At 75.0% G+C, this 15,770-nt stretch carries 10 protein-coding genes; 2 read left to right on the top strand and 8 right to left on the bottom strand.

Translation table 11 applies throughout. The annotated features are described in order from the left end of the window. Nucleotides 1-36: 36 nt before the first annotated feature. Both IW256_RS04615 and IW256_RS04610 read right to left on the bottom strand, forming a co-directional pair. Nucleotides 37-1,827, bottom strand: a complete 1,791-nt coding sequence (locus tag IW256_RS04615) for a serine/threonine-protein kinase (RefSeq protein ID WP_197009756.1) — start codon at nt 1,825-1,827, stop codon at nt 37-39. 82 nt (nt 1,828-1,909) lie between these two features. Further along, nucleotides 1,910-3,664 (bottom strand): serine/threonine-protein kinase, encoded by a 1,755-nt coding sequence (locus IW256_RS04610; protein ID WP_231403658.1) that lies wholly within the window; start codon nt 3,662-3,664, stop codon nt 1,910-1,912. 360 nt (nt 3,665-4,024) lie between these two features. Here IW256_RS04610 and lysX point away from each other — a divergent pair, with 360 nt between their 5' ends. Then, a complete protein-coding gene (lysX, locus tag IW256_RS04605) occupies nt 4,025-7,276 on the top strand; it encodes a bifunctional lysylphosphatidylglycerol synthetase/lysine--tRNA ligase LysX (protein WP_197016099.1) in 3,252 nt (1,083 codons plus the stop codon). Between the two features lie 37 nt (nt 7,277-7,313). On the opposite strand, the gene IW256_RS04600 is transcribed toward lysX, so the two are convergent. Together IW256_RS04600 and IW256_RS04595 are read right to left on the bottom strand one after the other, a co-directional pair. Then, nucleotides 7,314-7,898 (bottom strand): hypothetical protein, encoded by a 585-nt coding sequence (locus tag IW256_RS04600; protein WP_197009754.1) that lies wholly within the window; start codon nt 7,896-7,898, stop codon nt 7,314-7,316. A 54-nt stretch (nt 7,899-7,952) separates the two neighbouring features. Continuing rightward, nucleotides 7,953-8,336, bottom strand: a complete 384-nt coding sequence (locus tag IW256_RS04595) for a hypothetical protein (RefSeq protein ID WP_197009753.1) — start codon at nt 8,334-8,336, stop codon at nt 7,953-7,955. Between the two features lie 151 nt (nt 8,337-8,487). Between IW256_RS04595 and IW256_RS04590 the strand changes: the two genes are divergently transcribed. Then, the gene (locus tag IW256_RS04590) at nt 8,488-10,269 is read left to right on the top strand and encodes a TerD family protein (RefSeq protein ID WP_197009752.1); all 1,782 of its coding nucleotides are present in this window, start codon (nt 8,488-8,490) and stop codon (nt 10,267-10,269) included. An 11-nt stretch (nt 10,270-10,280) separates the two neighbouring features. Here the strand turns inward: IW256_RS04590 and IW256_RS04585 are convergent, their stop codons facing one another. The 4 genes from IW256_RS04585 to IW256_RS04570 all read right to left on the bottom strand — a co-directional run bounded on the left by IW256_RS04585 (nt 10,281) and on the right by IW256_RS04570 (nt 15,625). Continuing rightward, nucleotides 10,281-13,808 (bottom strand): hypothetical protein, encoded by a 3,528-nt coding sequence (locus IW256_RS04585; protein WP_197009751.1) that lies wholly within the window; start codon nt 13,806-13,808, stop codon nt 10,281-10,283. A 128-nt stretch (nt 13,809-13,936) separates the two neighbouring features. Continuing rightward, nucleotides 13,937-14,137 carry a PspC domain-containing protein gene (locus IW256_RS04580; protein ID WP_197009750.1) on the bottom strand — a complete coding sequence of 67 codons (201 nt, stop codon included), beginning with the start codon at nt 14,135-14,137 and terminating at the stop codon, nt 13,937-13,939. Between the two features lie 163 nt (nt 14,138-14,300). Next, entirely contained in the window at nt 14,301-14,978 is a 678-nt protein-coding gene (locus tag IW256_RS04575) for an HAD family hydrolase (protein ID WP_197009749.1), read from the bottom strand. Further along, nucleotides 14,975-15,625 carry an MBL fold metallo-hydrolase gene (locus tag IW256_RS04570; protein WP_197009748.1) on the bottom strand — a complete coding sequence of 217 codons (651 nt, stop codon included), beginning with the start codon at nt 15,623-15,625 and terminating at the stop codon, nt 14,975-14,977. Before IW256_RS04570 ends, IW256_RS04575 begins: the two co-directional genes overlap by 4 nt. Nucleotides 15,626-15,770 lie beyond the last annotated feature (145 nt).

Raw genomic sequence — 15,770 nt, 5'->3', positions numbered from 1 at the left:
CTGACTGGGACGCTTCCTTACGTCCCGGGGTTCATCTCACGCCCGTGGTCGGAACGTGTCGATGACATTGTTCACGGTGGGCCGGTATTCGTTCCACCGGGACGCCGGAACCGCGACCAGCACCGCGTACGAGCGGCCCCCGATGACGACCCCCCGGTCCTTGGCACGGGTGCCGTTCCAGGCGAACTGGAGGTCGGCCGCGGGCGCCCCGCCCGCGGAGGACCTGTTCAGGGCGATCCGCCGGTAACCCGGCAGCGAGTTCCTGGCCCGCACCTCGCGTTCCCACTGGAGCCAGTGCCCGTAGGGGTCGCCGCTCCAGCCGGTGCGGTCCACCTGGACGTAGGCGTCGGACGCGGGGTCCAGCCAGAAGGTGCTGTTCCCGCGTTCCTCGCGGGTCCAGCCCTGGGGGACGCCGATCGTGTACCCGGGGCCGTTCGCCCGCTTGAGTCCCGGGGGCAGCGCCGGCGCGGGGTCGAGCGACGCGCCCGGCCCTCCGCGCGGCGGGCCGGCCGGCCCGGTCGGTGCTCCGGTCCCGGCGGGCGGGTTCGTCGCCGGAGCGCTCCTGCCGGGATCGGCCGAGTCCGCGGTCCCGCCGTCGGGCCAGAGCACGACCACGGCGGCGGCGACCACGACGAGCGCCACGAGCACGCCCGGCAGCACCAGGGTCAGCGCGGTCCGCCGCTTCCGTCCGGCGGCGGCGCCGGGCGCGGCCATGCCGCCCGCCGACGTCCCCGCGGGGAGCGGCACCCGGTCGGTCGTGTCCGGCACCGGCACGTCAGACACGGGCACGTCAGATACGGGGACGTCAGACACGGGGACGTCAGACACGGGCACGCCCGGCGAGGGCACGCCCGGTACGGGCGCGTCGGCCATCGATGCTTCGGACACGCGGGGGGCGGGAACGCCGGGCGTCCGCTCCGCGGGCGGGGCGGACGCCGCGAGGCCCGACGTGCCGCCGCCCGCGGCGACGGCCAGGGCGGCGCCGGCCGCGACGCGTCCGAGCATCTCCTCGGCCTGCTCAGCGCGCAGCCGCTGGACGGGGTCGCGCTGGAGCAGCCCGTGCAGCACCGGGCCCAGCGGACCCGCGTTCCGCGGCGCCGGGGGCTCCTGCGTCATCACGGCGGCGAGCACGGCCATGGCGTCGCCGCGGTGGTGCGGTGGCCTGCCCTCGCACGCCGCGTACAGCGTGGCGCCCAGCGCCCACAGGTCCGAGGCCGGGATCGCGCGCTCGCCCCGCACCCGCTCGGGCGACATGTAGGCGGGCGAGCCGACCAGCAGCCCGGTCTGGGTGAGGGTCACGTCCCCGGCCACCTGCGCGATGCCGAAGTCGGTGAGCACCGCCCGGTCCTCGGGGGTGATGAGCACGTTGGCCGGCTTGACGTCGCGGTGCAGGATGCCGATCGCGTGGGCGGCCCGCAGCGCGCCCACCACCTGCCGCCCGATCCCCGCGGTGCGCGACGGCGGCAGCGGCCCTTCCGAGTCCAGGATCTCCTGCAGCGACCGGGCCCGGACCAGCTCCATGACGATCCAGGGGCGGTCGTCCTCGTCCACCACGTCGTGCACGGTGACCACGCCGGGATGGTTGAGCCGCGCGGACGCCCGTGCCTCGCGCAGCGTGCGCCGGTGCCGGTCCGCGCGCTCCTGGTCGCTCAGCTCGCGGCGGAGCAGCACCTCCTTGACCGCGACCTCACGATCGAGCATCTCGTCGTGGGCGCGCCAGACGGTCCCCATGCCGCCGCGTCCGACCGCCGTCAGCAGGCGGTAGCGCCCGCCGACCAGGCGGCCGTCCTCCAGCGGCGCGTCCGCCGATCGTTCCCCGTCCGACATGAGTGGCGACCCTACCGATCTCAGATCAACGTCCGGTATACCGGAAAACACCTCCAGGCCCTGTGCGGCGGGGCCTGGAGCCTCAGTCCGCGGCCTCGAAGAACTCGTAGACGGGGGCCATCTCGGCGAACGTCCGGTCCCAGCCGTCGTGCGGCGCGACCAGCACGATCGCGTAGCCGGTGCCGTTCATGACGAACCCGCGGTTGAGCGCGTGCAGCCGGCCCGAACGGCCGTCGTACGTCCACTCCCAGTCGGCCGCCTTCTTGCCCGAGGGGTCGCTGACCGGCTCGCCCTCCCGCACCGGCGCGATCTTGATCTTCTCGTAGCCGCTGAACCGGCCGCGGGCCGTCGGCTCGTAGTTCTCCCAGTCCTCCAGGGCGCTGGCGTTGGGGTCGGAGGTCTGGTCGACCTGGATGTAGCCCTCGCCGCCGGGCGGCTCGAAGAACACGCTGGACGGGGAGGACGACCGCTTCTGCGGCCCCTTCCAGTCCTTGGGGATCGCGATGGAGAAGCCGGTCCTGTCCTTGTGGACGCGGAAGCCGGCCGGGACCCCGGAACTCGGGCTCACGCTCGCCCGGGGGGACGAACCGGCCGGAGAGGGAGGCGGCGAGGAGGTTCCGGTCTTCGGCGTGCCGCTGGGGCCGCGGCTCCCGCGCGTCCCGGCGTTCTCGTCACCGCCGTTCTTGGCCAGCACGATCCCGACGGTGACCAGCAGCGCGACCAGGATGATCGCGCCGATGACCAGGGCGTTGCGGTTGTCGCCGCGCGCGGCGGGGCCGGGGCGGCCGGGACCGGCGGTGGTGGGGCTGCCCGCGGGCTCGGTGGGCGGGCCGGGGCGCCAGGACATCGCGCCGCCCGGCTCCTCGCCCGCCGGGGACGGGGCGCCGCGGCCGTCGTCCAGGGCCTCGCCGCGGCCGTCCCGGGAGGCCGGCGGGACGTCCGGGGAGGGCGACGCGGAACGGGCCTCGTCCGCCTCCGCGACCGGCCGCGTGCCCGAGGGCGGCGGTGCCTCCCCGGCGGCGGGGTCGTCCAGCAGCTCCTCCATCGGGACCTCGACGGCGAGAGTACGCTGGGTGTCGAAGGATTCCTGCCTGACGATGCCGTCGAGCAGGGCACCCGCCTCGATGGCGTCCATCCGGCGGTCGGGGTCCTTGCGCAGCAGGCCCCGGATCACCGGAGCGAGCCTTCCGGCCCGGTCGGGCGGATCGGGGTCCTCGGAGATGACCGCGACCAGCGCGGCCATCGGCTCGGATCGTTCGAATGGCGACTTGCCATGCGTCATCGCGTAGAGGGTCACGCCCAGCGACCACAGGTCGGAGGCCGGTCCCGCGGTACGGCCACGGGCCCGTTCGGGCGCGATGTACGCGGGAGAGCCCATTACCAGGCCGGTCTGGGTGAGGGTCGCGTCGCCCGCGGCCGTGGCGATGCCGAAGTCGGTGAGGACCGCCCGGTCGCCACGGGTCACCAGGACGTTGCTCGGCTTGACGTCGCGGTGCAGCACGCCCGCCTCGTGGGCGGCGTGCAGGGCGGCGAGCATCTGGCGGCCGATCTCGGCGGCCCGCCTCGGCTCCAGCGGGCCCTCCTCCTTGATCACCTGGTCCAGCGAGCGGGCCTGGATCAGCTCCATGATGATCCAGGGGCGGTCGTCCTCCTCGACCACGTCGTACACGGTGACGACGCCCGGATGACCGAGCCGCGCGGCGGTCCTCGCCTCGCGGAAGGTGCGTTTGTGGTGGACGGAGCGTTCCTCATCGGTGAGACCATGCGGGAGGATGACCTCTTTCACCGCTACGTCACGACCGAGGACCTCATCGTGAGCCTGCCAGACCGTACCCATGCCGCCGCGCCCGACTTGGTGAACCAGTCGGTAACGGTGGGCGAGCAACCGCTCCCCGGTGGTCTCATTTGGCATATCCGCGACCATATCGACTTTTGCTGACAATCTTGGACCGACTTCAAAGCGGGGTATCCCCGGTACAGCATCATCCACCCTGTGGCCGTGTCCCCTACCCGTACGACGTCCGCCGTGTCGCGGAGGTTGGCGGCCGGGCGGCGTGCAGTGAGCGACAGATGAGCGACAGAAGCGTGGACGAACGTGACACCCGGTACAGCTAAGAAGCCGGCGCCCGACCGCGAGGCGGCGGGGACGGCCGCGGCCGAGCACCACCGCCCCGGCCCGGCCGACGCCTGGCACGGCCTGATCGAGTCGGTGCCGACGATCTTCTTCTGGTACACCCGGCTCTCCGGGATCCTGTCGATCCTGGCCTGGCTGTCCTCCGACCTCATCATCCGGGTCGCCGACATCTGGGCGCTCCGCTGGATCTACTACCTGGGGTTCACCGCCAGCGTGCCGTTCGGGCTGCTGCTGATCCTGCTGTCGATGGGCGTACGGCGGCGCAAGAAGGCCGCCTGGCGGATCCTGGTGCTGCTGTTCGGCCTGTACTCGACCACCTCGACGCTGCTGCTGATCACGCTGATCCTCGATCCGACCGAGCCCACGCCGATCGGCGAGTGCATCACCACGGCCGTGTTCGTGGCGGTGCTGGGCCTGCTGATAGCGGCCCGCGGGCAGTTCACCACGCTGCCCGACCGCGCCAACCGGCGGCTGGCGGCGATCGTCTTCACCAGCATGGTCGTGCTGATCGGCGGGATCGGGACGCTGCTGGTCACGCTGACCGACCGGAACCCCGAGGGCGCGCTCTGGACCCATCCGGTGTACGTGGCGCTGCAGACGGTGGTGGGCTCGGGCATCACCGGCGAGCCGATCGACGTGAGCGTGCCCGGCTGGGTCGACGTCAGCATCGGCGTGCTGGGCGCCGGGATGCTCACCGTCACGTTCTGGGCGATGTTCCGGCCCGGCCGGCGCGACGCGGTGCTGGAGGCCGACGAGGAGATCGCGGCGCGCACCCTGCTGGCCGAGTACGGCGACCAGGACTCCCTCGGCTACTTCGCGCTGCGCCGGGACAAGGACGTGATCACCGCACCCAGCGGTAAGGCGGCCATAGCGTACCGGGTAGAGGGTTCGGTCTCCCTGGCCAGCGGCGATCCGCTGGGCGACCCGGAGTCGTGGGACCAGGCGATCGAGGCGTGGCTGGGCGAGTGCCACGCGCACGCGTGGATCCCCGGCGCGGTGAGCGTCGGCGAGCGCGCCGCCCGCATCTACCGGCGGCACGGGTTCGACGCCCTGGAGCTGGGCGACGAGGCGATCATCGACCTGTCCGAGTTCAACCTGGACGGGCGGGAGATGCGGCAGGTCCGGCAGGCCGTACGGCGGGTCGAGCGGGCCGGCTACACGGTGCGGATCCGCCGGCACTCGCAGATCGCCGCCTGGGAGATGGCCAAGCTGATCCGCAGCGCGGACGCCTGGCGCGGCGAGCAGACCGAACGCGGGTTCTCCATGGCGCTGGGCCGGCTCGGCGACCCCACCGACGGCCGCTGCGTGATGGTCGAGGCGTTCGATGCCGAGGGCGAGCTGCGCGGACTGCTCAGCTTCGTCCCCTGGGGGCGCTCCGGGCTGTCCCTGGACCTGATGCGGCGCGACCGCGCGGCCGAGAACGGGCTGAACGAGTTCATGGTCGCCAAGCTCGCCGAGAAGGCCGCGTCGCTGGGGGTACAGCACCTCTCGCTGAACTTCGCGATGCTGCGCGCGGCGTTCGAACGCGGCTCGCAGATCGGCGCGGGCCCGGTGGCGCGTCTCTACTACCACCTGCTGTCGTTCGCGTCGCGGTTCTGGCAGCTGGAGTCGCTGTACCTGGCCAACGCCAAGTACAACCCCCACTGGCGGCCCCGCTTCATCTGCTACATGCACAACCGCGACCTGGTCCGCCTCGGCCTGGCGTACGCCAAGGCCGAGGGGTTCCTGCCGAGCCTCAGCCGGCCCAGGCTCGACCGCGCCGCCCGCATGGCGCCGTCCCTCGACCTCGTCGCCGAGATCCAGGAGATCGAGGCGGCGGCGGAGGCGGCCCGCGCCCCCCAGCGGCGGCTGTCGGAGCAGGAACGGGTCCGGCACGCCAAGCTGGAGCGGATCCGCGACGCCGGGATGGACCCCTACCCGCTCGGTTTCGAGCGCACCGACTTCGCGGCGGGGATCCGCGAACGGTTCGGCGGCCTGGCACCCGACACCCTCACGGGCACCGGGGTGGCCGTCGCCGGCCGGGTGGTGCTGGCCCGCGAGCACGGCCGCCTGATCTTCGTGACGCTGCGGGACGAGACCGGCGACCTGCAGGTCATGCTGACCTCCGACGCCCTCGGCACCGACTCGCTGCGCTCCTGGAAGTCGCTGGTCGACCTCGGCGACCTGGTCGGGGTGACCGGCGAGGTCGCGACGTCCCGGACCGGGGAGCTGTCGGTGCTGGCCGAGTCCTGGAAGCTGACCGCCAAGTGCCTGCGCCCGCTGCCCAACAAGCGCACCGGGCTCGCCGACCCCGAGGCCCGGGTGCGGCAGCGCTACGTCGACTACATCGTCAACGACGAGGCGCGGCGGATGCTCCGGATGCGCGGCGACGCGGTCGCGGCCGTCCGCGACGGGCTGCGCGAACGGGGCTACCTGGAGGTCGAGACGCCGATGCTCCAGCCGATCCACGGCGGCGCCACCGCCCGCCCGTTCACCACCCGCATGAACGCCTACAACATGCAGCTCTACCTGCGGATCGCCCCGGAGCTCTACCTCAAGCGGCTGCTGGTCGGCGGGGTGGGCAAGGTCTTCGAGCTCAACCGCAACTTCCGCAACGAAGGGGTCTCCCCCAAGCACAACCCCGAGTTCACGATGCTGGAGGCCTACGAGCCGTACGGCAACTACGACACGATGGCCACGCTCACCCGCGAACTCGTGGTCGCCGCGGCCGAGGCGGCGCTCGGCGGCACCGTGGTGGTCCGGGACGGGGTGGAGTACGACCTGGCCGCGCCCTGGCAGGAGATCACCGTGTACGGGGCGGTGTCGGAGGCGCTGGGCGAGGAGGTGACCCCCGACACCCCGCTGACCGCCGTCCAGGCGCTCGCCGAGCGGGCCCGGCTCAACGTCGATCCGGGGTGGGGGCAGGGCCGGCTCGTCCAGGAGCTGTTCGAGGCGCTGGTGGAGGAGGACCTCAAGGCGCCCACGTTCGTCCGCGACTACCCGGCGGAGACCTCGCCGCTCACCCGCCCGCACCGCAAGGATCCGCGGCTGGCGGAGAAGTGGGACCTCATCGTCTTCGGGCTGGAGCTGGGCACCGCCTACTCCGAGCTGATCGATCCCATCCTGCAGCGGCGGCGGCTCACCGAGCAGTCGCTCCAGGCGGCGGGCGGTGACCCGGAGGCGATGGAGCTGGACGAGGACTTCCTGCGCGCGCTGGAGTACGCCATGCCCCCGGCCGGCGGCATGGGGATGGGCATCGACCGGCTGCTGATCACGCTCACCGGCCGCAGCATCCGGGAGACCGTGCCGTTCCCGCTGGTGCGCCCGGGCTCCTGACGCTCACCGGCTCCCGGCGCCCACCGGTCCCCGCCGTTCACAGGAACGGGCGGGGCCCGGGGCGGAGGCCGTGCGCGGCCAGCCACGCCCGGGCCCGGCCGCGCTGCCGTTCCTCCCGAGCCCAGGAACCGTCCGCCGAGCCGTCCGCCGGGGCGCCCCCGCCGCCGGCCGGACCGGCCGGCCAGAAGGCCAGCCAACGGGCCGGGTCGTGACCGGGGGCGTCCGGGGCGAACTCGGGGCCGGGTTCGCCGATCTCCCCCCGCCACAGGTCGAGGACCTGGACGCCCTCCGCCGGGTCGCGGTCCAGCGCCGTCCCCAGCTCCCCCAGGTCGACGGGCACCTCGGCGAGCGGTGCCCGCGTCCCCTCCAGCGCCGCGGTCAGCTCGGCCGCCAGCTCCGCGTCACCGGGCCCGCCCCGCCCGTCCAGCTCCTCCACGCACTTGCGGGCCGGAGCCTCCGCGCCCGGCAGGCCCTGTGCGGCCGCCGCGGCCAGGACGTCACCGGCGTACTGCAGGACCGGGCCCAGCGGCCGGTCCGCGAGGACGGCGAGCCCGGCGTCCCCGTCCCGCCGGTACGCGGCGGCGCGCAGCAGCGCCCGCGCGTCCTCGTCCCATTCGGCCACACGTCTCTATATACAGAAGGCGGGTGACACCTGGGGCCCGGTCACGCGAACCGCTCAGGCGGCGGGACGCTTGTCCTCGACATGGACGACGTCGAGTTCCTCCCCGTCGAGGGCGCGCCTGGACCGGCCGAGCAGCCCGATCTTCACGTCGTCGGCGTCCTCCTCGACCTCCTCGGGAGCCACGTAGGTGAGCACGTCGGAGTGATGGCCGTACACCACCCAGCCCGGGGCGTCGTCGAGGTCGATGACCCCGAAGTCGCCGGACGGCGTGCCGCCCAGCGCGGGCCCGTACTCCCGCAGGATCTCGGTCGCCTGCGCGGCCAGGTCCTCCTCCGGCTCCATCAGGATGACGCAGGTGCCGTTCCGGAACATCACCCACGACTTCTCGTCGCCCAGGATCACGGTCCGCCAGACCGCGACGATCTCTTCTGTCCGCATAGCGGAGATCATGCCGTTCCGGGCGGCACACGCCCACTGATATCTCCGAACCGATCCGCCGGCCGTGCGGGCCGGGGGCCGGCGCGTGTCCGGAAGCGGGCACTTCGGCGAAGTCGTTCTCCTTCCGTTCACCCGCCGTTAACCTGACCGCATGCAGTCGCCCGATCACGCCGCAGAATGGGCGCTCGTCGACGTCGAGACCTCGGGTCTGCGGACGCACGAGCACCGGGTCCTGTCGATCGCGGTCGTGACGGCCGGCTCCGGCGGCGCCCGCGGCGAGGAGTTCGCCACGCTGCTCGATCCGGGCTGCGACCCCGGGCCGGTGCACGTCCACGGCCTGACCGCCGAACGGCTCCGGGGCGCGCCGCGGTTCGAGGAGGTCGGCGACCGGATCGCCGCGCTGCTGCGGGACCGGGTGATGGTCGCCCACAACGCGCCGTTCGACTACGGGTTCCTGGCCCGCGAGTTCGCCCGCGCCGGGCTCGTCCTGCCGGTCCGGCGGCGGCTGTGCACGCTGGCGCTCAACCGGCGGCTGTCGCCGCCGATCGCCGACCTGCGGCTGGGCACCCTGGCCGAGCACTACGGCATCGCGCGGCACCGCGCCCATGACGCGCTGGACGACGTCCGGGTGCTCGCCGGGGTGCTGCGCGGCTCGCTGGCCGCCGCCGACCGGCTGGGGGTGCCGCTGCCCCTGGTGGCCTGCCCGCCCGGCGGCCGGGAGGGCGGGCACCCACCGCGGATCCCCAGGGCCCGCTGCGCCTTCCGCAGCCCCGGGCGGCTGGCGGACGGCGGCCCGCTCGTGCAGGGCATGAAGATCGCGGTCACCGGCGGCACCGCGCTCCCCCGCGAGGAACTGGTGGCCCGCGCGCTGGCCGCGGGGCTCGACATGACGACCTCGGTCGGCCGCTACACCAGCGCGCTGATCGCCAACGACCCGGCGGCGCCGTCGGCGAAGGCGCGCAGGGCCCGGGCGGAGGGCGTGCCGATCATCGGCGAGCGCGCCTTCCTGCGGCTGCTCGGCGACGTCCGTCCCGGCGTGCCGCACGAGCCTTCCGCGCCCCTCGCACCGCCCGTGCCCGCAACGGCTGTGCCCGCGCCACCGCCGTCCGCGCCGCCGGCCGCGCCCGCCGCGCCCGCGGGACGGCGCCGGGGCCCGCTGGAGGGGCGGCGGGTGCTGGTGCTCGGCGGCAGCCACCGGCAGGCGGCCGGCGCCCGCGGCCGGGTGGTCGAGCTGGGCGGGGCCGCCGCGGTGAACCTCTCGGCGAGCGTGACCGACGTGGTGGTGCTCGCGGGCGGCGAGGCCGACCGGCGCCTGGAGCGGGTCCGGGCGCTGGAGCTGCCCGTGCACGAGGGCGGCTGGCTCGGCGCGCCCGTCCCGCGGCCGGTCCGCGAACGGCCTCCGGACCCGTTCGTGCTGGCCCGCGGCGCGGTGCTGGACCTGCCCGCGGAGGCCGGGACGCGGTGGTCGGTCGCGGCGTCATGGGCCCAGCACGCGGCCTGCGAGGTCGACGTCGTCGCCTTCGCCGTCGACCGGGACGAGCAGGTGACCTCCGACGAGGACTTCGTGTTCTACGGGGCGCCGGAGACCCCGGACGGCGCCGTCGCGCTGTCGGTGGACGGGCCCGCCGAGCAGGCCGTCACCATCGATCCGGCGGCCCTGCCCGGCACCGTCCACCGGGTGCTGGTCGCGGCGGCGATCGACGGCGCGGCGACGTTCGGCGATCTGGGCGCGGTCGAGATCACCGCCGGGCCGGGCCGGCACGCGCGCCCGCTGGCGCAGGCGACGCTGGACGCGGCCACGACCGAGCGCACGCTGCTGCTCGCCGAGATCTACCGGCGCGGCCCGTCCTGGCGGCTGCGCGCGATCGGGCAGGGTTACGACTTCGGCCTCGACGGCCTCGCCCGCCGGTACGGGGTGGAGATCGAGGACTGAACCGCGCCGGGTCAGTCCACCAGGGACTCCCGGTAGTGCTCGACCGCGAACCGGAGGCGCGCCCCCACCAGGAGTTCCTCGTCGGCCGGGCAGCCCAGCAGGCGGCCCGCCACCTCGACGAGCCGGTCGTCGTCGAGGTCGGGCTCGCGGACGGCGAGCCGGGCCACCAGATCGATCAGCTCCTCGCGCTTGTAGGTGGCGATGGAACGTCCCGCCTGCGCCCCCGCCGCCGCGGGCTCCTCGGCCCGCACGGGCTCCTCGGCCGCCACGGGCTCCTCGGCCCGCGTGGACTCCATTGCGGGCACAGGCTCCACGGCCCGCACGGGCTCCACGGGTTCCACGGGCTCCACGCGTTCCACCGCCGCCGCGGGTTCCGCGGCAGGCGCGGGCTCCACGGGGACGGGGCCGGGATCGGGGGCGGGCGCCGATGCGGGCGTGGCGGGGCGATCCGGATCGAATCGCTCCCGCAGGATCCGGAACAGCGGGGCCGTGGGCGTGACCGCCTCCAGCCCGGCGGGCGGGAACGTTCCGGAGATCGCCTCCGGGTTCTCCCGGTCCGCCCCCGGCGGGACGGGCAGGTCCGGCCCGGACCGGCCGGCCAGGACCATCCGGGGCGCCGTCCACAGCAGGAACAGCGCCTCCGCGCCCGCGCCGTGCTCGCCGTGGACGATCACGGCGTCGAACGCGCCGGGCCGGGGCGGCAGGACGTCGGGGACGCGCCACAGCGGCACGATCCACGCCGGGACGATGTCGGCGGGCTCGGTGGCCGCCCGGTCGATCCGGTCCAGGCACATCCCCCACGCCTGGGCCGCGGCCAGCCGGCCGCTCACCTGGCGCAGGCGTTCCCCGGCCTCCTCCAGGTCGGCGCGCAGGCCGGTCTCGGCGGCCGAACGCGGCACGTCGGCGATGCGGGCGGCGGCCCGCGCCCAGGCCCACGCTTCGTCCCACCGTTCCAGGCGCCCGGCCCAGGCACGGTCCCGGGCCGTCGCGGCCATCAGCCCGGCCAGCTCGGGATGCGCGGCGCGCACCCGGCCGAGCAGCCGGTCGCACCGCGCCTGCAGGCCCCTCTCGTGCCGCGCCTCGGCCAGCCCCAGCAGGCAGCGGCCGTAGTCGCCGACGTCCCGGGCGTCGATCGCGGCCAGGGCGGCGATCAGTTCCGGCGGCGGCTCCGCGTCGTCCCCGCCCGCCGCGCCGATCGAGTCGCGCAGCGCCGTGAGGTCGGCGGTGGCACGGTTCACGCCGAGGCCGAGCAGCGCGCTCTCCAGGGCCGTGGTGTAGCCGTGCCACTGGACGGGATGGGTCAGCGGGATGCCCAGCCTCGTGCGGACGAGCAGTTCGGCGGTCTCCTCCACGGCGGGGAACGCGGCGCGGATCCGGGCGAGGCGGCGGTGCGCGCCGCAGAAACGGGCGACCCGGGACTCCAGCGGCACGTCGGCCGGGAACGAGACGCCCGCCGCCTCCCACGCCCGCTGCAGATCCTCGCAGGCGACGCGCACCATGAGATGGGTGAAGAGGACGTGGAGCCGCTCCGGGGTCACCGGGGGCCCGCCGTCGACCGTCACGCCCTCCAGCAGGGGTTCGGCCTGGCGCTGCGTGGAGGAGCGGAGCGGGCCCCGCTTGAGCGTCCCGCCGTCGGAGAGGTGCCGGCCCAGCTGCTGCGCGGCGCCCGCCATCCGCCGCGGGTCCGGCGCGTCCGGCGGCAGCTCGACCCGGTGCCCGGCGAGGGAGCGCAGGGCCCGTTCCGCCCATTCGGCCTGGGGGCTCTTCTCCGCGACCTTGGCCCAGACACCCGGCCGGCGCCGGCCGAGGGCGTCGCTGAAGGCGCGGACGACGTGGTCGGCGGAGTCCCAGCCGCCGGGGTGGCCCTCCAGGCCGAGTTCGCGCAGCGCGGCGTTCACGGTGCCCGCGCGGGCGTCGAGCCGGGCGAGCAGCTGGACGTCGCAGGCCCGCAGCCGCCGGGACGTCTCGGTCTCCGAACGCCGCGCGCGGGCGACCGCGGTCGCCTCGGCCTCGATCAGCGTCCGGACGTACGGGGGGCTGGGCAGGGCGGCCGGATCGACGTCCCGCTGGGCGGTCCTGGCCCGCCGTTCCGGGGTCTCCTCGGCCAGCAGCCGGATCAGTTCGGCGGCCTCGGCGGCGGAGAGCGGGGCGGTCTCGGGCAGGTCGCGCCGCGGCGGGAGCCAGCCGTGGTCGGCGGACTCGGTGCGCAGCCTCCGGTCGAGGGCGGCCGGCTCGCCGCGGTAGCCGCCGCCCAGATCGCAGGTGCCGGCCTCGGTCGCGGTCATGGTCCGCGCCCGCTCGGCGAGCCCGGCGACGGCCGTCCGCAGGGCCGCCTCGCGTTCGGCCAGTTCGGCCACCTGGTCGCGGTGCCGGTACGGCTCGTACCCGGCGGCGTGCGCGAGCAGTGCCGCGGCGATCCGGTCGGGCGCGGCCGGGCCCTGGTCGGGGACGGACCGGCGCCGTCCGGGGGCGGCCGGCATGGCGTGCCCCGCGGGCGCCGCGGGCGGGGCGGCGTCGGGGGGCGGGGCCGGGTCGGTGACGGCCGCGCACAGCCCGGCGATCCCGTCCGGGAGGGCGGCGCGCAGCCGCAGCGCGGCGGCACCGTCCGGCACGGCGACCAGCACCCGGCGCCCCTGGGCGAGCATCCCGGCGAGCATGTCGGCGATGGCCTCGGGGGTGGCGTCGGGCCTGTTCAGCAGCGGGGATCGGCCGCCCGGCGTGAGGAACGCGGCGAGGCCGGCCGGCACCGGGCCGTCGCCCAGGCGCGCGAGCAGCGTGTCGTAGTGGCCGACCAGGGCGGCCTGGCCCGGCGGGCACACCACCAGCGCGGGCGCGAGGCGCATCCGGGGGGCCTGCGGGAGGGGGGCGTCGAGATCGGCCGGGGCCCAGTCCTCCTGGAAGGCCACCGGCTCGTCCCGTTCCCCGGTGGCCGCCGCGCACCACTCGCGCAGGACGCCCGCGGCGGAGGCGGTCAGGCCGGTCGCCCGCCCGGCCCGCGCCGCGTCCCGTACCGGGCCGGCGCCGTCGGCGCGGAGGCCGGGCACCCCGGCGAGCAGGTCCCGGTCGCGCGGGACGGCGGGACCCGCGACGACCACGTCCACCCGTCCGGAGCGCCGGTCGAGCGCGATCCGGACGGGGGTGGAGAGCAGATGGCCGCGCACCGCCGGGCCGCGCGGGGGCCGCCAGGCGAGCAGGCCGGTGGCCAGGACCGCCTCGCCGCCCTCGGCGGCCGGGCGCTCGGCCAGGTCGCGCAGCGCCCGGTACCAGTGGCGCATCGCCAGCCAGCCGTCGAACTCCTCCAGCACCCCGGGCGGTGAGATCGGGATGAACGGGATGCTGAACAGCACCTCGCCCGGACCGGCCTCGGTCTCGACGTAGACCTCGCCCGGCAGGTCGGCCAGCCAGTGCACCTGGTCGTGGGCGGCGATGTCCCGCGCCGGCGCCCGCCGGGCGCGGGCCAGCTCGCGCAGGTAGCCCAGCAGCCGCCGCGCCGCGGCGGCGTCGACGCCGGGTCCGGGCGCGGGGCCCTCGTCAGGCACTGCGGCTTCCTCCCAGGTTCTCGGCGGTCCGTGCCACGATCTAACACCGTGCGGACCGCCCCCCGAAGGTAAACCGATGATCAATTAAGTGGCGTCGCTCTCCGCGGGGACGCCGTTTCGGTACGTCTTCAGTACGTCCTGGCCATGTGGCGCTCGTTGGGCAGCATGACCCACAGCACGATGTAGGCCACGAACTGCGGGCCGGGCAGGAGGCAGGACAGCAGCGCCAGCAGCCGGACGGTCCAGGGCGTCATCCCGAACCGCCGGGCCAGCCCCGCGCAGACCCCGGCGATGACGCGTCCGTCGCGCGGTCGGTAGATCCCGTTCATGGCGTTTCTCTCCCCGATTCCTGTCGTTCGATGCGCATCCGCGGTATGCGGACACGTAGACAACGCTAGGAACCGGGCGCGCGAAGCGAATCCCTCGCGCGAGCGGTCTTGCGGCCCTACCTGCGACGTAGGGGAACACCCCTAGGGGAAGGGCCGGGCGGCGTCAGCCCGCGTTGTGGGCGGCGACCATGCCGGGGAGCCCGGCCAGGTCGTCCAGCACGAACGTGCAGCGGCCCAGGGCCTCGTCGTCCCGCAGGATGACGCCCCAGGGGCCGCGTCGCAGGAAGGCCGTCCGCATCCCGAAGGCCAGGCCGGGGCGCACGTCGTTGTCGATGCGGTCGCCCACGTACAGGATCCGGCCGGGCGGCTCGCCCGCCAGGGCGGCGCAGCGGGCAAAGAACTCCGGGTCGGGTTTCTGGACGCCCCACACGTCGGAGATCCCGACCACGTCGGCCTCCAGGCCCAGCGCGGCGAACTGCTCGGCGGCCTCCACCGGCTGGTTGCCCGCGACGCCGACGAAGACCCCCTGGGCGCGCAGCCCGGCCAGGCAGTCCCGCGCGTCGGGGTAGAGGTCGGCGGGGCCGAAGCCGTTCGGCACGCCCGCGGCGGCCCGCTTCTTCTCCTCCACCTCCAGGTCGAAGCCCGGCCGGAAGTACTCCAGCATGTCCATGTGGGTGCCGCCGGTGGCCAGCACCGCGCCCAGCTTGGTGAGGAACGTGTGGCGCGGCACGCCGAGCCAGTCGGCCCACCGGCCGTAGATCTCGCCCTCGTTGACGAGGGTCTCGCCGATGTCGAAGAAGACGGCGCCGATCGGCTCGCCGGCGCCGGGACGGGCGGTCACGCGTCGCCCAGGTCGACCGACTCGCCCGGCTTCAGGCGGCGGAACTCCTTGCCGAGCTGCTTGCCCGCGTTGCCGACGGCGGTCTCCATCACGGCCAGGCCGTTGTCGTTCAGCAGCCCGTCGTGGATGACGAACGCGCGCTCCGGCCGCACCTCGCGGGTGTAGAGGAACAGCTCCGGGACCTTCATCCAGGGCGCGTTGCCGGGCAGGCACAGGGTGCGGACCGGCTCGTCCGGAACGGTCAGGGCGTCGCCGGGGTGGAACACCTCGCCGTCCACCAGGAAGCCGGTGTTGGGGATCGGCGGGACGTCCGGGTGCAGGATCTCGTGGTCCTCCCCGTACACGTGCACGTCGAAGCCGGCGATCGTCACCGCGTCCCCGTGCCCGACCTGGTGGACCCGGCCGCCGAGGTCGGCGAGGTTCTCGGCGACGACCCGGGAGGTCCACACCTCCAGCGCCGGGTTCTCGGCCATGGCCTTGCGGAGCCGGTCGGGATCGAAGTGGTCGAAGTGCTCATGGGTGATCAGGACGGCGTCGGCGCCGGCGAGGGCGTCGCTCTCGGGAGTGAACGCCCCAGGGTCGATGACCAGGGTCCGGTCGTCCTTCTGGAGCCGCACGCAGGCGTGTCCGAGTTTGGTGAGACGCATGCTCCGATCCTTTCACGCCGTTCCCCTCCGGCCGCCCGGGCCGTACGGGAAGGGATCGCGCGGGGCCATTGACCGGCGCCGGGCGCGTTGGTAGAACACGTTTCACTTTCGTGTCCCGGGACCGCCCACCCCACCCCCCACCCGG

It is taken from the genome of Actinomadura viridis (assembly GCF_015751755.1).
GTDB lineage: Bacteria > Actinomycetota > Actinomycetes > Streptosporangiales > Streptosporangiaceae > Spirillospora > Spirillospora viridis.
The sequence above is the reverse complement of the archived record's forward strand: the minus strand, read 5'-3'. Positions and strand labels throughout refer to the sequence as shown.

What these genes read in the sequence shown, in the direction of transcription:
- IW256_RS04570 (WP_197009748.1), bottom strand. Translation starts at nt 15,625, where the DNA reads ATGCGTCTCACCAAACTCGGACACGCCTGCGTGCGGCTCCAGAAGGAC.
- IW256_RS04590 (WP_197009752.1), top strand. Translation starts at nt 8,488, where the DNA reads ATGCAGTCGCCCGATCACGCCGCAGAATGGGCGCTCGTCGACGTCGAG.
- IW256_RS04615 (WP_197009756.1), bottom strand. Translation starts at nt 1,827, where the DNA reads ATGTCGGACGGGGAACGATCGGCGGACGCGCCGCTGGAGGACGGCCGC.
- IW256_RS04610 (WP_231403658.1), bottom strand. Translation starts at nt 3,664, where the DNA reads ATGGGTACGGTCTGGCAGGCTCACGATGAGGTCCTCGGTCGTGACGTA.
- IW256_RS04595 (WP_197009753.1), bottom strand. Translation starts at nt 8,336, where the DNA reads ATGCGGACAGAAGAGATCGTCGCGGTCTGGCGGACCGTGATCCTGGGC.
- IW256_RS04580 (WP_197009750.1), bottom strand. Translation starts at nt 14,137, where the DNA reads ATGAACGGGATCTACCGACCGCGCGACGGACGCGTCATCGCCGGGGTC.